This is a genomic window from Microbacterium sp. USHLN272 (genome assembly GCF_037149655.1).
Lineage (GTDB): Bacteria > Actinomycetota > Actinomycetes > Actinomycetales > Microbacteriaceae > Microbacterium > Microbacterium galbinum.
Genome location: NZ_JBBCRA010000001.1, coordinates 1,762,582 through 1,780,451 on the forward strand (window position 1 = coordinate 1,762,582; position 17,870 = coordinate 1,780,451).

The 17,870-nt window shown below is 70.5% G+C and carries 20 protein-coding genes; 7 read left to right on the forward strand and 13 right to left on the reverse strand.

All coding sequences use genetic code 11. The annotated features are described in order from the left end of the window. The 4 genes from WFJ97_RS08470 to WFJ97_RS08485 all read right to left on the reverse strand — a co-directional run bounded on the left by WFJ97_RS08470 (nucleotide 1) and on the right by WFJ97_RS08485 (nucleotide 4,544). Nucleotides 1–1,089: an ABC transporter permease gene (locus WFJ97_RS08470; protein ID WP_247633127.1), complete on the reverse strand. Its 1,089-nt coding sequence runs from the start codon at nucleotides 1,087–1,089 to the stop codon at nucleotides 1–3. Further along, nucleotides 1,086–1,892, reverse strand: coding sequence for an ABC transporter ATP-binding protein (locus WFJ97_RS08475; protein ID WP_336641151.1), 807 nt, complete (start codon nucleotides 1,890–1,892; stop codon nucleotides 1,086–1,088). The genes WFJ97_RS08470 and WFJ97_RS08475 overlap by 4 nt, the downstream gene beginning before the upstream one ends. After that, complete coding sequence (locus WFJ97_RS08480; RefSeq protein ID WP_247633129.1) at nucleotides 1,889–2,713, reverse strand: ABC transporter ATP-binding protein; 825 nt, start codon at nucleotides 2,711–2,713, stop codon at nucleotides 1,889–1,891. The genes WFJ97_RS08475 and WFJ97_RS08480 overlap by 4 nt, the downstream gene beginning before the upstream one ends. Before the next feature lie 163 nt (nucleotides 2,714–2,876). Further along, entirely contained in the window at nucleotides 2,877–4,544 is a 1,668-nt protein-coding gene (locus WFJ97_RS08485) for an ABC transporter substrate-binding protein (RefSeq protein ID WP_247957500.1), read from the reverse strand. Nucleotides 4,545–4,670: 126 nt separating this feature from the next. On the opposite strand from WFJ97_RS08485, the gene WFJ97_RS08490 reads away from it, so the two are divergent. Then, entirely contained in the window at nucleotides 4,671–5,351 is a 681-nt protein-coding gene (locus WFJ97_RS08490; protein ID WP_247957573.1) for a TetR/AcrR family transcriptional regulator, read from the forward strand. Between the two features lie 118 nt (nucleotides 5,352–5,469). Continuing rightward, complete coding sequence (locus tag WFJ97_RS08495) at nucleotides 5,470–6,684, forward strand: amidohydrolase (RefSeq protein ID WP_336641152.1); 1,215 nt, start codon at nucleotides 5,470–5,472, stop codon at nucleotides 6,682–6,684. A gap of 137 nt (nucleotides 6,685–6,821) precedes the next feature. Here the strand turns inward: WFJ97_RS08495 and moaA are convergent, their stop codons facing one another. The 5 genes from moaA to WFJ97_RS08520 form a co-directional block, all read right to left on the reverse strand. After that, nucleotides 6,822–7,904 (reverse strand): GTP 3',8-cyclase MoaA, encoded by a 1,083-nt coding sequence (gene moaA, locus WFJ97_RS08500; protein ID WP_247957498.1) that lies wholly within the window; start codon nucleotides 7,902–7,904, stop codon nucleotides 6,822–6,824. Between the two features lie 131 nt (nucleotides 7,905–8,035). Then, nucleotides 8,036–9,094 carry an ABC transporter ATP-binding protein gene (locus WFJ97_RS08505; protein ID WP_336641153.1) on the reverse strand — a complete coding sequence of 353 codons (1,059 nt, stop codon included), beginning with the start codon at nucleotides 9,092–9,094 and terminating at the stop codon, nucleotides 8,036–8,038. Continuing rightward, nucleotides 9,091–9,879: a molybdate ABC transporter permease subunit gene (gene modB, locus WFJ97_RS08510; protein ID WP_247633135.1), complete on the reverse strand. Its 789-nt coding sequence runs from the start codon at nucleotides 9,877–9,879 to the stop codon at nucleotides 9,091–9,093. Before modB ends, WFJ97_RS08505 begins: the two co-directional genes overlap by 4 nt. Then, a complete protein-coding gene (modA, locus tag WFJ97_RS08515) occupies nucleotides 9,876–10,661 on the reverse strand; it encodes a molybdate ABC transporter substrate-binding protein (RefSeq protein ID WP_336641154.1) in 786 nt (261 codons plus the stop codon). The genes modB and modA overlap by 4 nt, the downstream gene beginning before the upstream one ends. A 2-nt stretch (nucleotides 10,662–10,663) precedes the next feature. Next, nucleotides 10,664–11,056, reverse strand: coding sequence for a TOBE domain-containing protein (locus WFJ97_RS08520; protein ID WP_336641155.1), 393 nt, complete (start codon nucleotides 11,054–11,056; stop codon nucleotides 10,664–10,666). Nucleotides 11,057–11,245: 189 nt separating this feature from the next. Between WFJ97_RS08520 and WFJ97_RS08525 the strand changes: the two genes are divergently transcribed. The 5 genes from WFJ97_RS08525 to WFJ97_RS08545 all read left to right on the forward strand — a co-directional run bounded on the left by WFJ97_RS08525 (nucleotide 11,246) and on the right by WFJ97_RS08545 (nucleotide 14,626). After that, a complete protein-coding gene (locus WFJ97_RS08525) occupies nucleotides 11,246–12,037 on the forward strand; it encodes a HesA/MoeB/ThiF family protein (protein ID WP_336641156.1) in 792 nt (263 codons plus the stop codon). After that, nucleotides 12,034–13,281, forward strand: a complete 1,248-nt coding sequence (locus tag WFJ97_RS08530; protein ID WP_336641157.1) for a molybdopterin molybdotransferase MoeA — start codon at nucleotides 12,034–12,036, stop codon at nucleotides 13,279–13,281. Before WFJ97_RS08525 ends, WFJ97_RS08530 begins: the two co-directional genes overlap by 4 nt. Beyond that, entirely contained in the window at nucleotides 13,278–13,775 is a 498-nt protein-coding gene (moaC, locus tag WFJ97_RS08535; RefSeq protein WP_247623708.1) for a cyclic pyranopterin monophosphate synthase MoaC, read from the forward strand. Before WFJ97_RS08530 ends, moaC begins: the two co-directional genes overlap by 4 nt. Then, nucleotides 13,772–14,005, forward strand: a complete 234-nt coding sequence (locus WFJ97_RS08540) for a MoaD/ThiS family protein (RefSeq protein WP_336641158.1) — start codon at nucleotides 13,772–13,774, stop codon at nucleotides 14,003–14,005. Before moaC ends, WFJ97_RS08540 begins: the two co-directional genes overlap by 4 nt. A 198-nt stretch (nucleotides 14,006–14,203) precedes the next feature. After that, nucleotides 14,204–14,626 carry a hypothetical protein gene (locus tag WFJ97_RS08545; protein WP_336641159.1) on the forward strand — a complete coding sequence of 141 codons (423 nt, stop codon included), beginning with the start codon at nucleotides 14,204–14,206 and terminating at the stop codon, nucleotides 14,624–14,626. A gap of 90 nt (nucleotides 14,627–14,716) precedes the next feature. Here WFJ97_RS08545 and WFJ97_RS08550 read toward each other — a convergent pair whose 3' ends face one another. Genes WFJ97_RS08550 through WFJ97_RS08565 form a run of 4 tightly spaced genes read right to left on the reverse strand, consistent with a single transcriptional unit; the run spans nucleotide 14,717 to nucleotide 17,798 of the window. Next, nucleotides 14,717–15,184: a hypothetical protein gene (locus WFJ97_RS08550; RefSeq protein WP_336641160.1), complete on the reverse strand. Its 468-nt coding sequence runs from the start codon at nucleotides 15,182–15,184 to the stop codon at nucleotides 14,717–14,719. 30 nt (nucleotides 15,185–15,214) lie between these two features. Beyond that, a complete protein-coding gene (locus tag WFJ97_RS08555; RefSeq protein ID WP_247957490.1) occupies nucleotides 15,215–15,643 on the reverse strand; it encodes a molybdenum cofactor biosynthesis protein MoaE in 429 nt (142 codons plus the stop codon). Continuing rightward, nucleotides 15,640–16,128, reverse strand: coding sequence for a MogA/MoaB family molybdenum cofactor biosynthesis protein (locus tag WFJ97_RS08560; protein WP_247623713.1), 489 nt, complete (start codon nucleotides 16,126–16,128; stop codon nucleotides 15,640–15,642). The genes WFJ97_RS08555 and WFJ97_RS08560 overlap by 4 nt, the downstream gene beginning before the upstream one ends. A 38-nt stretch (nucleotides 16,129–16,166) precedes the next feature. Next, the gene (locus WFJ97_RS08565) at nucleotides 16,167–17,798 is read right to left on the reverse strand and encodes a molybdopterin-dependent oxidoreductase (protein WP_247633145.1); all 1,632 of its coding nucleotides are present in this window, start codon (nucleotides 17,796–17,798) and stop codon (nucleotides 16,167–16,169) included. Nucleotides 17,799–17,870 lie beyond the last annotated feature (72 nt).

Sequence of the window (17,870 nt, forward strand, 5' to 3'; positions counted from 1 at the left end):
TCAGGCCTCCGTCTGGCGGGTGCGCGGGTCGAGGTACGCGTAGACGACATCGGCGAGGATGTTGGCCGCGAGCACCGAGAGCGTGATCACCAGGAAGACGCCCTGCATGAGCGCGAAGTCCTTGGCGTTGGTGGCGTCGAGCAGCAGCTTGCCGAGGCCGGGGTAGCTGAAGACCATCTCCATGACGATCGTGCCGCCGACGATGAAGCCGATCGAGAGTGCGAAGCTCTGGATCTGCGGCAGCACCGCGTTGCGCGCGGCATACGCCCAGAGCACGCGCCGGTTCGGCATGCCCTTCGCCTGCGCGACGGTGATGTAGTCCTCGTCGAGAACGGTCAGCATCATGTTGCGCATGCCGAGCATCCATCCGCCGAGCGACGCGATGATGATCGTCATCGCGGGCAGCGTGCCGTGCATGATCACCTGGCCGATGAAGTCGAGGCTCCACTCGGGAGACTGGCCCTTGTCGTAGGCGTGTGACGACGGGAACCACTTCAGCGTCGACGAGAAGATCGCGATCGCGATGAGCCCCAGCCAGAAGTACGGGATCGTGTTGAAGAAGGTCGTGATCGGGATGAGCGCGTCGAGCCTGCTCCCCCGCTTCCAGCCGACGATCGCGCCACCGACGGTGCCGATGAGGAACGAGATGATCGTTGCGAGGCCCACCAGGCCCAGCGTCCACGGCAGGGCGGCGGCGAGCACCTCGCCCACCGGCCGCAGCCCGTGCAGCGTCGAGATGCCGAGGTCGCCGCGGAACAGCATCCCCCAGTACTCGATGTACTGCTGCCAGATCGACTTGTCGCTGTCGATGCCGAGAAGGATGCGCAGCGACTCCGCCGCCTCCGGGCTGACGTTGCGGTTGCGCGCGAGGTACGAGCTGACCGCGTCGCCCTTCATGAAGCGCGGCAGGAAGAAGTTGATCGTGATCGCGGCCCAGAGGGTGAACAGGTAGAAGCCCGCGCGCCCGAGGAAGAAGCGCCAGGCGACCGGGCGTCGCCCGCGCTCGGCCGTCGTCGCGGTCGTGCCGACCTCGAGCGCGTCCTGCTGGATGAGGTCGTTGTCGTCGAGCTGGGGGAATGCGGTGCTCACAGCGCGCCTCCGTTCGCGGATGCCGAGGCGAAGTGCTTCTCGGGATCGGGGGATGCCGCGCGCAACTCGCGCGTGTACGGGTCCTGCGGGTTCAGGATGACGTCGTCGGCGGTGCCGTACTCGACCACGCGCCCCTGGTTGAGCACCATGATCTCGTCGCTGAAGTGGCGAGCGGTGGCGAGGTCGTGCGTGATGTAGAGCACGCCGAGCCCCTCTTCGCGCTGAAGGTCGGCGAGCAGGGTGAGCACGCCGAGGCGGATCGAGACGTCGAGCATCGACACCGGTTCGTCTGCCACCAGGATCGACGGACGCGAGGCCAGCGCGCGGGCGATCGCGACGCGCTGGCGCTGGCCGCCCGACAGCTCGTGGGGGCGGCGATCGATCACGGCATCCGCATCGAGACGGACGCGCGCGAGCAGTCGCCGCACCTCGTCTTCGGTGTCCTTCTTCGGCACGACGTCGTCGAGGCGGATCGGCCGCTCGAGGTGGTAGCGGATCGAGTGGTACGGGTTGAGCGAGGCGAACGGATCCTGGAAGACCATGCGCAACTGCTGGCGGTATCGCCGCAGGCCCGTGCCGCGTCGCGGCACGGGTGCGCCGTCGAGCAGCACCCGACCGCTCGTGGGGGTCTCGAGCTGCGTGAGGATCTTCGCGATCGTCGACTTTCCGCTGCCCGACTGACCGACGAGGCCGAGCGTGCGCCCCGAGTCGAGGGTGAAGCTCACGTCGTCGAGAGCGGTGATCTGCCCGGCGCCGCGCACCGTGTAGGTCTTGGTGATGTTCTGGAACTCGAGGGTGGTCATCGCACCAGCACCCCTCTCTCCCCGGTGAGCCGGGGGAACGACGACAGCAGCGTGCGCGTGTACTCCTGCTGCGGCTGCCGCCAGATCTGCTCGGCGGTGGCGAGCTCGATGATCTCCCCCTCGCGCATGATCGCGATCCGGTCGCTGATCTCGAGCAGCAGCGGCAGATCGTGGGTGATGAAGATCACCGAGAAGCCGAACTCGTGCCGCAGCTGCGAGATCTGCTTGAGGATCTCGCGCTGCACCAGAACGTCGAGTGCGGTGGTCGGCTCGTCCATCACCATCAGCTGGGGGCGCAGCGCGAGCGCCATCGCGATCATCACGCGCTGGCGCATGCCGCCCGACAGCTCGTGCGGGAACGAGCGCACCCGCTGCCGCCCGACCTTCACGATCTCGAGCAGTTCCTCGGCCTCGGCCCGGCGCTGGCGGCGGTTCATGTCGGGGCGGTGGATCTCGAACACGTCCTCGAGCTGCGACCCGATCGTCGCCACCGGGTTCAGGGCGTTCATGGCGCCCTGGAACACCATCGACACCTTGTCCCAGCGGAAGCGCTGCATCGCGTCGACATCGAGCGAGTTGATGTCGACATCCACACCGGAGGCGTCGTGGAATGTGACGTCGCCACCGGTGATCACGGCCGGCGCCCGCAGGAGACGCTGTACGCCGTACGCGAGCGTGGTCTTGCCGCATCCGCTCTCGCCGGCGAGACCGAGGATCTCGCCGCGCTGCAGTTCGAGGGTGACGTTCTTGACCGCCGCGACGGGCGGATCGACGTCGTACACGACCGAGAAGTCGCGCACGGTGAGGAGGGGGTCTGGCATGGGGGTTCCTTCGTGGGGTGCGGCGTGGGGGCCCTTCGACAGGCTCAGGGACCCAGTTCCGAAGAGGAGACCGGGGCCCTTCGACAGGCTCAGGGACCCAGTGGGTGGTCGATGACCCCATGGGTGGCTGAGCCTGTCGAAGCCCGGCCTCCTCGACGAAGGGCTACTCGGCGGGCTTCAGCTTCGTGAGGATCTGCACGATGTTCTGCTGCGTCGGGTCACCCGAGGCGTAGGGGTCCTCCTCCGACGGCCAGCCGACGTAGTTGCGCGTGTTGTACTCGCCCAGCAGCGGGTGCGCACCGAGCGGGATCGCCGGCACCTGCTCGACGAAGATCTTCTGCAGCGTGTCGAGCGATGCGGTGCGCTCCTCGTCGGACGAGGCGTTCGCGTAGGTGTTCAGCGCCTCGGTCGCGGCGGGGTCCTCGAACCGGCCGAAGTTGAAGCCGGCGATGCCCTCCGGGGAGATCCAGCGCGGATCCATGGTCGAGGTGTACAGGCCGTAGGCCGTGCCGCTGTCCTCGAGCCAGTGGATGATCGCCGAGAACGTGCCGTTGTCGCGCGGGTCGGCCCAGCCGCCCCAGTCGGGCATGTCGATCTTGACCTCGGCGCCGATGGACTCCTTGACGTCTTCGGCGATGAGCTCCTGCGCGGTGTTCCAGTCGCTCCAGCCCGAGGGCACCGAGAGCGTGAACGAGACGGGCGTGCCGTCGGGGTCGACGAGCGCGTCGTCCTTCCACGTGTATCCGGCGCCCTCCAACAGGTCGCGCGCCTTCTCGGCATCCACCTCGTAGTTCTGGCCCGCGAACTCGGGCTGGATCTCGTCCTCGAGGATCGACGACAGACCGGTCACCGACCACACCGGCTCGCTCGCGCCCTCGCGGGCGATGTCGACGTAGGCGTCGCGGTCGATCACCCAGGCGAGCGCCTGACGGAACGCGGGGTCGTCGAACGGCTTCTCCTGCAGGTTCATGAACAGCGTCGCCGATCCCGTGGTCGGGGCGACGAAGAACTTGTTGTGCTCGGGGTCGGCCGAGAGGAACTGCTCCTCGATCTGCGGGATGAAGGCCTGCGCCCAGTCCGCCTCGCCCTGCGCGAGGGCGGTGGTCAGCGCGGTGTTGTCGCCGTACGAGACGTAGTGCAGCTCGGGCACGGCGAGGTCGCCGCCCCAGTAGTCGTCGCGGGCCTCGAGGGTGACCGACTCGGTCGACCAGTTCGAGAGGACGTAGGGGCCGGTGCCCACGAGGTCGTCGCCCGTGACCGGGTCGGTGGCCGGCTCGTCGAGGTTCTCCCAGATGTGCTTCGGCACGATCGGCACGTGCAGCACGCGCGCCTGGTTGACGTACTTCGACTCTCCGAAGGTGAGGGTCACGGCGTCGCCGTCGACGGTCGCCCCCTCGAACTTCAGGCCGGCGGTGTCGAGCGCGGGGGTCGAGACGAGCTCGTAGGTGAAGACGATGTCGTCGGCGGTGAAGGGTTCGCCGTCGCTCCAGGTGACGCCCTCGCGCGGCACGACCGTGAGCTGCGTGTAGTCGTCGTTCCACTCGATGCTCTCGGCGAGCCACGGGGTGACGCCGCGGTCGCCGGTCTGGTTGACGAGCCCGAGGGTCTCGAAGATGACCTTGCCGTATCCGTACTTCGAGGCGGCGGAGTCGCCGACGTAGGGGTTGTTCGACTCGGTGGTGATCGCGCCGTCGGGCTTGGCGATCGTGAGGGCGGCGGAGCCGGCGCCGTCACCGGCATCCGATGATCCACCGGACGAGCATCCGGCGAGCGCGGTGGTGCCGAGCGCGGTGACCGCCGCGAGGGCGATCAAGGACCTTCTGAGCTTCATTGCTTCTCCTTGGGGGCACGGGTCATTGTGCTGCGTTGCCGTCGAGCGGTCGGTCGATCGACGGCGTCGTGATTTGCTTACTGGCGAGAAAGTAAGCTTTCGTGAGGTTACCTACTGGTGAGTAAGATGGCAAGCCTGAACACGAACGACGGGGGTCCCGTGAACGAGAGCAGCGAGAAGTCGCGGGTGCGCCCGGCGACCCGCGCCAAGCGCGAGCTGATCCTCCAGGCCGCCGTCGAGATCTTCGGCAACAAGGGATCAACCAACGGCACCCTCGCCGATGTCGCCGAACAGGTGGGCATGACCCACGCCGGTGTGCTCCACCACTTCGGGTCGAAGCAGAAGCTGCTGCTCGAAGTGCTCGCCTATCGCGACCAGGCCGACGTGGCCGACCTCGCCGAGAAGCACATCCCCGACGGGCCCGAGCTGTTCCTGCACCTCGTGCGCACCGCGTTCGCCAACGAGCTGCGCCCCGGCATCGTGCAGGCGTACACCGTGCTCTCGTCGGAGTCCGTCACCGACCACCACCCCGGACGCGAGTACTTCGAGGAGCGCTACACGACCCTCCGCCGCGAGGTGACCGCCGCGTTCCACGAGCTCTGCGCGCAGGAGGGCGTCACCGCACCCGACACGATCGCCGCGGCATCCGCCAGCATCCTCGCCGTCATGGACGGCCTGCAACTGCAGTGGCTGCTGCACCCCGACCTCATCGAGCTGGGCGAGACCAGCGCCTTCGCCATCCAGGCGATCGTCACCGCGGTACTGCGCCCCGGCCCTGCCCTCGAGACCTACGTCGCGGGCGCCTGACCCGGGCGACCCCGTGCACTGATCGGTGCGAAACGCCGGTTCTGGAGGCTCAATCCCGACGTTCTGCACCGATCGGTGCACCAGGCGCGACCCGCTCCCCGCCGGATAGGCTCGGGCCATGACGATCGATCTCGAAGCGCTCTACGTCGACCTGCACCAGCACCCCGAACTCTCCTTCCAGGAGACCCGCACCGCCGGCATCGCCGCCGGCCACCTGCGCGACCTCGGACTCGAGGTGCACGAGGGCGTCGGGGTGACGGGCGTGGTCGGCATCCTGACCAACGGCGACGGCCCGGTCGTGTGGGTGCGCGCCGACATGGACGCACTGCCCGTGGGCGAGCAGACCGGCCTCGCCTACGCGAGCACCGCGACCGGCATCGACCCCGCCGGCAACACCGTGCCCGTCATGCACGCCTGCGGCCACGACATGCACGTGACCGCGATGATCGGTGCCGTCGAGAAGCTCGTCGCCGATCGCGCCGAGTGGTCGGGCACGCTCGTCGTGCTCGTCCAGCCCGCCGAGGAATATGGCGCCGGCTCCCGCGCGATGCTCGACGACGGGCTGCTCGACATCGCCCCGAAGCCCGACATCGTGCTCGGCCAGCACGTCACCCCGCTGCCCGCCGGCACGATCGGGGTGCGCCCCGGCACGCAGATGGCGGCATCCGACGGCCTCACCGTCACCCTGCACGGACGCGGCGGGCACGGCTCTCGCCCGCACTCCACGATCGACCCGATCGTGATGGCCGCGGCCACCGTCATGCGCCTGCAGACCATCGCCTCGCGCGAGGTCGACCCGCGCGATGTGGCCGTCGTGACCGTGGGCTCGATCCACGCCGGACTCAAGAACAACATCATCCCCGCCGAGGCGAAGCTCGAGCTCAGCCTGCGATACCCGAACGACGAGATGCGCGACCGCGTGCTCGCGAGCGTCGAGCGCATCGTGCGCGCCGAGGCCGCGGCATCCGGAGCCGAGCGCGAGCCCGAGATCCGCACCGACCACACCCTGCCACCCACGATCAACGATGCGGATGCCACGGCCCGCGTCACGCGAGCGCTGCAGAGTGTTCTCGGGGAGGCATCCGTCGTCGATCCCGGCATGTTCACCGGCAGCGAGGACGTCTCCTGGTTCGCCCGCGACACCGGCGCGCCCCTCGTGTTCTGGTTCTGGGGCGGCGTCGACCCGGCGACGTTCGCGGCGGCGATGGCCGGCGGCACGCTCGACAAGGACATCCCCACCAACCACTCGCCGTACTTCGCGCCGGTCATCCACCCGACGATCGAGGTCGGGGTCACCGCGATGTCGGCCGCCGCGCGGGAGTTCCTGGGCTGAGGCGGCGGCGGGCCCGTGCACTAACTCAGGAAGAACAGGTCGGATTGCCCCTTCCAGCCCGTTCTCGGCGCGTTTCGGCGCGTTCTTCCTGAGTTAGGACCACCCGCCGGCGCATAGCTCCGCGGAGAACCGCCCGCTCAGCCGCCGATCGCGTTCATCCCCCGGGCGGGCTGCAGGAACGATGGGTCGTCGATCGCATGGCCCGGCAGCTTTCCGAGGATGCAGGACCGCAGCAGGTCGGCGATCCGGTCGTCGCGCTGTCCGGGAACGGATGCTTCGCCCCGAAGCAGCGTGGTGAGGTCGTACTCGTCGTTCGAGAAGAGGCAGTTGCGCAGCTGCCCGTCGGCGGTGAGCCGCAGGCGGTCGCAGGCACCGCAGAACGGGGCGGTGACCGAGGCGATGACGCCCACCTCGTGGGGTCCTCCGTCGATGCGCCATTTCTCGGCGGGCGCTCCCCCGCGTCCGGGAACGGGCTCGAGCGACCACCGCTCCCCGAGGGCTTCGAGGATCTCCTCGCGCGTGACCATCGTCGCGCGATCCCAGGTGTGCCCCGCGTCGAGCGGCATCTGCTCGATGAAGCGCAGCTGCGCGCCGACGCCCATCGCGAACGCCACGAGGTCGGCGAGCTGGTCGTCGTTGACGCCGCGCATGGCGACGGCGTTGAGCTTGAGCGGTCGCAGTTCGGATGCCGCGGCCGCCGCGATGCCCTCGAACACGTCGTCGAGCCGGTCGCGCCGGGTGAGGTCGGCGAAACGCTGGCGGTCGATCGTGTCGATGCTGATGTTCAGGCGCGTGAGACCCGCGTCGATGAGTGCGGGGAGCTTCTGGGCCAGGCTGATCCCGTTGGTCGTCATCGCGACCTCGACCGGGCCGTCCTCCCCCTGGATGCGCGAGATGCGCCGCACGACGTCGACGATGTCGGGCCGCAGGAGCGGCTCGCCACCGGTGAGACGGAACGTGCGGATGCCGAGGGCGGCGGCCACCTCGGCGACTTCGACGATCTCGTCGGTCGAGAGGATGCTGGTGCGTGCGAGCCACTCGTTGCCCTGCTCGGGCATGCAGTAGGTGCAGCGCAGCGAGCAGCGGTCGGTGAGGGAGATGCGCAGGTCGCGGTGCACGCGGCCGTGGGTGTCGACGAGTCCGCGCGGGTCGACCGCCGCCCGCTCACGGGACTCGGCAGCGGGCGCTCGGCGGCCGATCACGACCGGTACGGCCGTCATCGCTCCCCCTCGATCCCCGTCATCCTCCGAGAATAGCCGCTGGAATACCGGTCAGGGCGGGTGCGTCGGCGATCGACGGGGGATTGCCAGGGCCCGGCGGCCGGCCCGGCCGAACGGATGCCGCCGCCGACTCAGTCGACGGCCACGAACCGCACGGCAGCCGGATCGACGCTCACCCGCACCGTGCTCCCGACCGCCAGCCCCCCGGCATCCGCCAGCGGCACGTCGACGACCCCGAGGCCGGTCCGCGCCCGCACTCCGGAGAGGGTCTGCTCCAGATCCGCGATGGTGGTGGCCCAGGCATCCCCGCGCGCATCCGCCTGTTCCCCGACCAGGCGCGCATCCTCCGGGCGGAACACCGCGGCCAACGCGGCCCCCTCGACCGCGGCGAGCGCCCGCGACGCGGCATCCGCACTCGCGAGTCGCACCCCGCCGGCCACCCAGTCCCCGCCGTCCGCGACGCCGACCAGGCGATTCACCCCGCCGATGCTGGCGACGAAGTCCGACGCCGGCTCGCCCAGCACCTCACGCACCGGTCCGCTCTGCGTGACCCGCCCCGCCTCGATGACGAGCAACCGGTCGGCGAGCGCCACCGCATCGGCGGCATCGTGGGTGACGGCGACGGTCGTGACGCCGGCGAGCTGCTCGCGCAGCATTCGGCGGATGCCGGCCGCCGTGTCGGGGTCGAGGGCGACGAGCGGCTCGTCGAGCAGCACGGCCTGCGGCGAGGCGGCGAGCGCGCGGGCGACGGCGACGCGCTGGCTCTCGCCGCCCGACAGCTCGTGCGGCATCCGATCGCCGGCGCCGGGGAGGCCGACGCGTTCCAGCCAGGCATCGGCGGATGCCCGGGCCTGGCGAGCCGCGACGCCGGCCGACCGCGGGCCGAAGGCGACGTTCTCGCGCACGGAGAGGTGCGGGAAGAGGCGGGCGTCCTGTCCGAGCAGCACGATTCCGCGGTGCATGGGCGCGACCTGCACGCGGGGCGCGGCGGTGCGGTCGACGACCCGCTCGCCGACGGAGATCTCGCCGCCGCCGAGTGGCACGAGCCCGGCGAGCGCCTGCAGCAGCGTCGACTTTCCCGCGCCGCTCGGGCCCATCACCGCGACCGTCTCACCGGCGGCCACGGCGAGGGCGACGTCGACCGCGAAGTGCTCGCGCTCGACGACCACATGCGCCCGCATAGCCGTCATCGCGCCGCCCCCGGTCGCCAGCCCCGCACGAGCAGGAGCACCGCGATCGCGGTCGCGAGCAGCAGCAGCGCGAGGGCCACCGCCGCGCCCTGCGAGACGCCCGCACCGTTGAACGCGGTGTAGATCGCGAGCGGCATGGTCTGCGTGACGCCCGGCCGGTTGCCCGCGAAGAGTGCGGTCGCCCCGAACTCGCCGATCGCCCGCGCGAAGCACAGCACGACGCCCGCGACGATGCCGGGAGCCGCGAGGGGGAGGGTGATCCGGCGCAGGATCGTCCAGCGTCCGGCACCGAGGGCGGCGGCCGTGCGTTCGTGATCGACCCCGGCGGCGCGCACGGCTCCCTCGACGGCGAGCACGAGGAACGGCAGCGCGACGAACGACTGCGCCAGCACGACCGCGGGAGTGCTGAACGACAGCCCGAGCCCGCCGAGCCACCCCGCGCGCCCGAAGAGGTAGAGGAGCGCGACACCGCCGACCATGGGCGGCAGCACGAGCGGCACGGTCACCACGGCGCGCAGCACCGCCGCGACGCGGGGGCCGGAGCGCGCGATGAGCAGGGCGAGCGGCACACCGACGACGATGCAGAGCAGCGTGGCGACGAGTCCGGTGCCGAGCGAGAGAACGAGTGCGGAGCGCGCGGCATCCGAGGTCACGTCGTCGAGGAACGTCGCCCACTCGACCCGCGAGATCAACGCGATCAGCGGCAGCAGCAGGAAGACGAGCCCGATCGTCGCGGGGATCGCGAGTGCGCGCGGGGCGTACCCCGGCACGCGGGCGGCGCTCACGGCTTCCCGAATCCGAACTCCGCGAGGATGGCCTGTCCGGCATCCGACAGCACGAAGGTGACGAAGGCCTGCGCGGCATTCGGGTTCGGGGCATCCGCGAGGGCGGCGATCGGATAGTGGTTCACGACGTCGTCGGCGTTCTCGGGCACGACGCCCTCGACGTCGTCACGGCCGATCACATCGGTGGCGTAGACGAGGCCGGCGTCGGCCTCGCCGGTCTCGACCTTCGTGAGCACCGCGGTGACGTTCTGCTCGAGGCTCGCGGCCTCGATCGTGACGCCGGCCGCATCGAGGAGCTTCGTGGATGCCGCACCGCACGGCACCTCGGCCGCGCACAGCACCGTCGTCACGTCGGCGAGATCGGCGAGGTCGGCGATGCCCTTCGGATTGCCGGCGGGAACGGCGATCACGAGGGTGTTCGAGGCGAACAGCTCCGGATCGACGGCGGCATCTCCGGCCTTGTCCAGGTTGGCCTCGTCGGCCGAGGCGAACACGTCGGCCGGGGCGCCTTCGAGGATCTGCGTCACGAGGGTGGAGGAGCCGTCGTACACCGGCACCACGGTCACGTCGGGGTGCTCGGCCGTGAACGCCGTGGCGATCTCGTCGAACGCGCCCGCCAGCGAGGCCGCGGCGTAGACGGAGACCTCACCGTCGAGCGTGTCGGCCGCGGCATCCGTCGACGATGGGGCGGGCGCCGACGGCGCGGCGTTCGCGCACCCGGCGAGCGCGAGTGCGAGCGCGGCGATGCCGACGGCGGTGGAGCGGCGCAGGGAGCGGTGCATGGTCACCCCTTCGGGATCTCGATGACGACCTGGGTCGCTTTGACGGAGGCGGTGGCGAGCGAGCCGATCTCGAGCTGCAGGTCACGCGCGGCCTCGGCCGACATGAGCGACACCACCCGGTGGGGCCCGGCCTGGATGTCGATCTGCGCCATCAGCCCCTCGATCTGCACGCGCGTGACGATGCCGACGAAGCGATTGCGGGCGCTCGAGAGGGAGTCGCTCTGCGCGGTCGCCTCGTCGGCGAGCTCGAGCGCGCGGGCGGCGAGGGCATCGCCGGGGATCTCGGCGGGCGTGGAGTCGGTCACGGGCAGAAGCCCCTGGTCGATCCAGCGGCGCACCGTGTCGTCGCTGACCCCGAGCAGCTGCGCGGCGCGCGCGATCCGATACGTCTGCATGGGTTCGAATCTACCGCACATGCGGAGATTTCGAACCCAGGCATCCGCACAAACGGAGGATGGATCTTTCACCCGCAACCGATCTCTCCGTGAGGGGTCACAACACGCCGGATGCGGGCCACGTGTCGCGGCGTGTCTTGACCCCTCACGGGCCTCCGGAACGGCGAGCGCACGGCATACCCTGAACCCATGGACCCGCTCGTCGCCCCCGCACCGGCCCTCGACCCGACCGAGCTCGTGCGCACCGCGCGTCACGCCGTGCTCGGCGGTATCGGCGAAGAGGGCCAGCGTCGCCTCAACGCCGCGCACGTCGCGGTCGTCGGCGCCGGCGGCCTCGGCTCGCCCGCCCTGCTCGCGCTGGCCGCGGCCGGCATCGGCACCCTCACCGTGATCGACGACGACGTGGTCGAACTCACGAACCTGCAGCGCCAGCTCGCCCATCGCGTCGACGACATCGGCACCCCGAAGACCGCCTCTGCGGCGCGCGCGATCACGGCCCTCGCCCCGCAGACCTCCGTCGTGCAGAGCTCCGAGCGCCTCTCCCCCGACAACGCCGAGAGGCTGCTCGCCGGCGCCGACATCGTCGTCGACACGAGCGACTCCTTCGAGACGCGGCGAGCCGTCGCCGCGGCATCCGAAGTCCTGGGCGTTCCCCTCGTCTGGGGCGCCGTGCAGGAATGGCACGCGCAGGTGACGGTGTTCTGGTCGGATCCACCCGCATCGGATGCCGTCGTGCTGGCCGACCTCTTCCCGATCGGCACCGAGGGCGAACCGCCCAGCTGCGCGCAGGTCGGCGTGCTCGGCGCGCTGTGCGTGCAGGTCGGCGGGATGCTGGCGGGCGAGGTCGTGAAGCTCGTCACGGGTGCCGGCGACCCCCTGCTCGGTCGCCTGGCCGTGATCGACGCGCTCTCGGCGCGGCAGCACGAGGTCGCGATCCGCCCCGCGGGCCCGGCCCGCGTCGCGACGGAGGTCACGGCGTGAGCGCCGCACCCGGGGGCCGCCGCACGGTCGAGGAGCAGCTCGCGCGCGTGCTCGACGCGGTGCGTCCGTTGCCGTCCGAGACCCGCGCGATCCGCGACGCCTCCGCCCGCACCCTCGCCGCCGATGCGACCGCCGCGCACGACATCCCGCTCTTCGACAACTCCGCGATGGACGGCTTCGCCGTGCGGTACGCGGATGTCGCGACGGCATCCGCCGATGCCCCCGTCACCCTGCGCGTCGTCGCCGATCTGCCTGCCGGGGTCTCGGACGACCCGGCGCTCGCCCCCGGCGAGGCTGCCCGCATCATGACCGGTTCGCCGGCGCCGACCGACGCCGACGCGATCGTCCCCTTCGAAGACACCGCGGGCGGCCTCGCCGACTCTCTCAGCGAGGTGCGGGTGCTGCGCGCGCCGGCGAAGGCGGGCGTATTCGTGCGACGCCGGGGAGCCGACCTCTCCGCCGGCGACCCCGTCGTGCGCGCCGGGGAACGGCTCGGTGCGTTCCAGATCGCCGCGGCCGTCGCCGCCGGGATCGCCGAGGTCGCCGTGCGCCGCGCGCCGCGCGTGGCGGTCGTGTCGACCGGCAGCGAGCTGCTCGCCCCCGGCGATGCCGTCGTGCGGGGGCGCATCCCCGATTCGAACGGCCCGCTCCTCGAACAGTTGGTCGCTGGGGCGGATGCCGAGGTGGTGCTGGTCGCCCGCGTGGCCGACGAGGCGGATGCCGTGCGCGCGGTCACGGCCGACGCGGTCGCCCTCGGCGCCGACGTGATCGTGTTCACGGGCGGCGTGAGCGCCGGAGCCTACGAGCCCGTGCGCGGGGCATTCGACGGCGGCGGCGAGGTCGAGTTCGCGAGCGTGTCGATGCAGCCCGGCAAGCCGCAGGCGTTCGGCGTGCTCGATTCCGGCACGCTCGTCTTCGGCCTGCCCGGCAACCCGGTGAGCGTCGCGGTGTCGTTCGAGGTGTTCGTGCGCCCGGCGCTGCTGGCGATGCAGGGCCGGGCCGCGATCCACCGGCCGCTCGCATCACTGACCGCGGATGCCGCGTGGACCACGCCTCCGGGCCGGCGCCAGTATCTTCCGGCCGTCGTCGACCTCGTCGCCGGCACCGTGCGTCCCGCGACCGCAGGAGGCTCCGGCTCGCACCTGGCGGGAGGACTCGCACGGGCGCAGGCGTTCGCGATCGTCCCGGCCGAGGTGGAAGCCGTCGCCGTCGGCGATCGGATCGATGTCATGCTGGTGGAATGAGCTTCACCCACCTGGATGCCGCCGGTCACGCGCACATGGTCGACGTCACTCTCAAGCAGCCGACCGTCCGCACCGCCACCGCTCGGGGATTCGTGCGCTGCAGCACCGACGTGGTCGCCGCTCTGCGTGACGGCACCACCCCGAAGGGCGACGTCATCGCCGTCGCTCGCATCGCCGGTATCCAGGCTGCGAAGTCGACGGCATCCCTGCTGCCCCTCGCCCACGTGATCGGCGTGCACCGGGCGAGCGTCGACCTCGAGATCGTCGACGACGGCGTGCAGATCGAGGCCACCGTCGGCACCGCCGACCGCACCGGCGTCGAGATGGAGGCGCTCACCGCCGTCTCGGTCACGGCGCTCGCGGTCGTCGACATGGTCAAGGGACTCGACCGCTCGGTCGTGATCGAAGACGTGCGCATCACCGCCAAGTCGGGCGGGCGCTCGGGCGACTGGGTACGACCCGGCGAGTCCGATCCCGGCGAGGCATCCGCATGACCCGCGTGCGCTACTTCGCCGCCGCCGCCGAAGCCGCGGGGACGGATGCCGAGGAGCGCACCGAGCCCACGTTGGCCGGTCTCCGGGCCGCGGTCGTCGCCGACCACCCGGCACTCGCCGACATCCTGCCGCGCTGCGCCGTGATGGTCGACGGCGTGCGCAGCGATGAAGATCGCTCTCTCGACGGGGTCGAGCTCATCGACGTGCTCCCACCCTTCGCGGGCGGCTGATCGATACTCTCGCGTGGCGATGCGGGCGTGTAGCTTGTGAACGTGCGACCGATCACGCAGAGAACAACGCGATATCTTTTTCTCGCTGTGACAGGCGCGGTGAGTGTCGTGGCCGTCACTGGCTGCTCCACCTCACTCAGAAGTCCTGCACAGACCTCCTCCAGCTCTCCGACGGCCTCCGCGACCGCACCTGCGACCGTGCCCTGGGACGACCCCAGCATTCCGACCGTCGCCATCGAGTTCGAGGTGGACGGCGAGAGACACACCGTGACGGGCGAGATCCCCGATGGTCTGCGGTCGTGCCCGGAGGACGGGATGATCGTGATTGCCGGCAAGTCTCCAGAGGACACCCTCGGGGTGTCCTTCAATGCAGGAGAAGGCGATTCGGCCCACGTCGGCGCGTGGGCGATCAAGGGAGATTACGCCGTCCAAGTTCTCGCCGACGGGGTGGTCGAGTCTGCCCCCGCAGCAGACGGCGGCACGAACTACTCCACGGTCGCGGCAACCGGAAGGGTGTCGGTTCTTCCTCGCGATCCCCAGAAGACGTCGATCGGAGAGTACGACTTTCGGGGATTCGAGCAGCGCGACGGAACCGTATCTTTCACGGTCACCTGTCCGTAACCCTCGCCGCTTCTCGAGATTCGATGGCGAGAACGGAACTCACCTGGACGGAATCCGAATCAGAATCCGGTCCGGGGTGTCACCCGATCGCTAAGGGGTGACGTCGTTCACACCAGGGCAGATGTCGCCGAGTTCAGCGAGTGCAGTGGTGGTGGCCTCATCGGCGGCTGCGATGTCGGCGGTCAGAGTTCCATCCGCCCACGTGTCGGGATCCTCGTGAGCTCTCTCCCAGATCGGGATGAACCGTGCAGCGGCGTCACGCACGGCGAGAACGGCGTCTTTCACCTCGGTGTCATCGAGCTTCGCCGCAACGGCGGCCAGCTTCTCATCGGCCCCGGTGTGGAACGAGAGCATCGTGGACGGGCCGTAGGTGGTGAGGCCATCTGCACTCTCAGCGAGCTGGGCGGTGTACTCCGGGAGCTCGTCGACGACGATCTGGCAGGACGCCTCTCTCTGGGAAGCGTCGGACTCGTCTGCAGTCTCAGCCGTCGTGCCGACGCACCCGGCGAGCGGAAGTGTGGCCAGCAGAGCGACGCTGGCGAAAACGCGGGTCTTCATGATGTCCATCCTCACGAGGGCTGGTGGAGGTCAGCCGCCGATACCCTTCCACGACGAGGTGCCGTCGGACTCGTGCTGGCGCTTCCACACCGGAAGGTCGCGCTTGATCGCCTCGATGATCTCGCGGCATACGGCGAAGGCCTCGGCCCGGTGCGCGGATGCCACCGCGATCACGACGGCGGCGTCCCCCACGGCCAGCTGACCGATGCGGTGGCTGACCGCGACGAGTGCGCCGGCCCCGCCCTCGGCCTCCGCGGCGATCCGCCGCAGGGTGACGGTGGCGTCGGGATGGGCGCTGTACTCGAGTCCGATCACCGGGGTGTCGGCATCCGGGTCGTTGTCGCGCACGCGCCCGACGAAGGTCGTCACCGCGCCGAGGCGCGGGTCGTCGACCGCGGCGAGGTGCGCGTCGAGGTCGAGCGGGTGCTCGACGATCGCGGCGATGCGGACGTCGTTCATCCGTGGTCCCCGCCGGCGAGCTGGTCGACGATGTGCGCGGCGACCGTGAGCACGATCGGGATGCCGGACGAGACGGCGTTCGTGGATCCGGGCAGGTTCACCACGAGCGCGCCGAACGGGTCGACGACGCCGGCGAGGCCCCGCGAGAGCACCGACTTCGGGGTGTCGGCGAGACCGTGACGACGCAGCTCCTCGGCGAGCCCGGGAAGCTCGCGCGTGATCACGGGGCGGGTGCCCTCGGGCGTCTCGTCGCGCGGAGCGATCCCTGTGCCGCCGGTCGTGACGATCAGCTTCGCACCGCGGGCCAACGCGCGTCGCAGAGCGTCGGAGACGGAGTCGGCGCCATCGGCGACGATCTCGGCATCCGGGCAGTGCCATCCCGCTTCTCGGAGCAGCCCGACGGCGATGGGGCCGCCGCGATCCTCGCGCTCTCCCGCGAACGATCGGTCGGACACGGTGATCACACAGGCGGAGGGCGAGGTCATGCGTCCACCCTAGGACGCGCCGGGGCCACCCGCACCGATCAGTTGACCCGCACGAGCGAGCGCTGCCAGCCCGACGAGCCGTTCGGCGCGATCGGCGCGCGCTCCTCGATCTGCGTGTCGCCGTTCTTGTTGATCGCCCGCACCGCCACGTAGTGGGTGCCCGGGGTCGCGTCCCATTCCATGAACCACTGCACCCAGGTGTCGTCGTTGATGGCCTTCGACAGCGTCACCGGGGTCCATTCGCCGTTGTCGATGCTGACCTCGACCCGGTCGATGCCCACCGACTGCGCCCAGGCGACCCCGGCGATCGGAATGCGTCCGGCCTCGACCGCCTCGCCGAGCTTCGGGGTGTCGACGCGCGACGAGAATTTGATCGGCGCCTCGGCGCTGTACCCGCGCGGAGTCCAGTAGGCCTCGTCATCGGCGAAGGTGGTGACCTTGAGCTCGGTGAGCCACTTCGTCGCCGAGACGTAGCCGTAGAGACCCGGCACGACCATGCGCACCGGGAACCCGTGCTCGAGCGGCAGCGGCTCGCCGTTCATCGCCACCGCGAGGATCGCATCGAGGTTGTCGTCGGTCAGCGACGCCAACGGCGTGCTGGCGGTGTAGCCGTCGACGCTGCGCGAGAGAACCATGTCGGCGCCTGACTTCACTCCGGCCTTGGCGAGCACGTCGCGGATCGGCACGCCGAGCCATTTCGCGTTGCCGACGAGTTCGCCGCCGACCTCGTTCGACACGCAGGTCAGGGTGATGACGTACTCGTCAAGCCCCATGTCGAGCAGATCCTGGAAGCTCATCTCGACCCGCTCGTCGACCATTCCGTCGATCACGAGGCGCCAGGTGTCGGGGTCGATGGTCGGAACGGTGAGCGCCGTGTCGACCCGGTAGAAGTCCTCGTTCGGGGTGAAGAGCGGACTGATCCCCGGCACGTCGAGCTCGGCGCCGTCGGGGATGGTGACGGTGCTGTTGGGGGTGGGGAGCTTCAACGCCTTGCGGATGCTCTCCACCGACGAGACCGTCATGCTCACCGCGCGTGATGCCACCCCGACGACGACGGCCGAGATGCCGGCGATCGCGGCGAGGCCGAAGAATCCGCGACGGCTGACGCCGACCTTCGTGTCGGCGGGGGCGAGGTCGGTGGGAGACGGCTTGGTGATCGGGGGCGTCGAGGGGTCGACGGCGGGCTTCTTCGCTGCGGCCGGGGCGAGGGCGGCCTCGCGCCAGCGGCGCAGGCGGCGGATCAGCAGCACGAGGATGACGGCGCCCGCGACCGTGCCGAGCACGGGAGGCAGAAAGGCCAGGGGCGTCACCCCGGCGCGCGTCACGATCGCCGCGGTCGACAGCACTCCGGCGATGCCGAGTGCGATCACGCCGAGCGGGGCGCGCACGAGCTGCAGGATGCCGGCGATCGCCGAGGCGATGACCACCGCCAGTCCGAGACCGGCGAGCAGGGCGATCTTGTCGTACTCGCCGAAGGTCGCGATCGCGAACTCCTTGAACGGCTGCGGCACGATGTCGATGACGAACCCGCCGACGGCCAGCACCGGGCTCGCCGCGCGGGCGACGAGCAGGGCGAACAGCTCGGCGACGGCGAGGAACACCGCGCCGCTGATCAGGCCGGCCAGCGCCGCCCACGCGATGAACCGCTTTCCACTACGCCGATCGGCCATGATGCCCTCCTCGTCCACCGGTGACGGTGCTCCCCGGTTCTTCGGAGCGGACGACCGATCGGATGGCGCCGA

Coding starts and splice junctions, on each gene's coding strand:
- WFJ97_RS08495 (WP_336641152.1), top strand. CDS start 5,470: ATGACGATCGATCTCGAAGCGCTCTACGTCGACCTGCACCAGCACCCC.
- WFJ97_RS08505 (WP_336641153.1), bottom strand. CDS start 9,094: ATGACGGCTATGCGGGCGCATGTGGTCGTCGAGCGCGAGCACTTCGCG.
- WFJ97_RS08520 (WP_336641155.1), bottom strand. CDS start 11,056: ATGCAGACGTATCGGATCGCGCGCGCCGCGCAGCTGCTCGGGGTCAGC.
- WFJ97_RS08540 (WP_336641158.1), top strand. CDS start 13,772: ATGACCCGCGTGCGCTACTTCGCCGCCGCCGCCGAAGCCGCGGGGACG.
- WFJ97_RS08485 (WP_247957500.1), bottom strand. CDS start 4,544: ATGAAGCTCAGAAGGTCCTTGATCGCCCTCGCGGCGGTCACCGCGCTC.
- WFJ97_RS08560 (WP_247623713.1), bottom strand. CDS start 16,128: ATGACCTCGCCCTCCGCCTGTGTGATCACCGTGTCCGACCGATCGTTC.
- WFJ97_RS08490 (WP_247957573.1), top strand. CDS start 4,671: ATGGCAAGCCTGAACACGAACGACGGGGGTCCCGTGAACGAGAGCAGC.
- moaC (WP_247623708.1), top strand. CDS start 13,278: ATGAGCTTCACCCACCTGGATGCCGCCGGTCACGCGCACATGGTCGAC.
- WFJ97_RS08555 (WP_247957490.1), bottom strand. CDS start 15,643: ATGAACGACGTCCGCATCGCCGCGATCGTCGAGCACCCGCTCGACCTC.
- WFJ97_RS08565 (WP_247633145.1), bottom strand. CDS start 17,798: ATGGCCGATCGGCGTAGTGGAAAGCGGTTCATCGCGTGGGCGGCGCTG.
- WFJ97_RS08550 (WP_336641160.1), bottom strand. CDS start 15,184: ATGAAGACCCGCGTTTTCGCCAGCGTCGCTCTGCTGGCCACACTTCCG.
- moaA (WP_247957498.1), bottom strand. CDS start 7,904: ATGACGGCCGTACCGGTCGTGATCGGCCGCCGAGCGCCCGCTGCCGAG.
- WFJ97_RS08480 (WP_247633129.1), bottom strand. CDS start 2,713: ATGCCAGACCCCCTCCTCACCGTGCGCGACTTCTCGGTCGTGTACGAC.
- modA (WP_336641154.1), bottom strand. CDS start 10,661: ATGCACCGCTCCCTGCGCCGCTCCACCGCCGTCGGCATCGCCGCGCTC.
- WFJ97_RS08475 (WP_336641151.1), bottom strand. CDS start 1,892: ATGACCACCCTCGAGTTCCAGAACATCACCAAGACCTACACGGTGCGC.
- WFJ97_RS08525 (WP_336641156.1), top strand. CDS start 11,246: ATGGACCCGCTCGTCGCCCCCGCACCGGCCCTCGACCCGACCGAGCTC.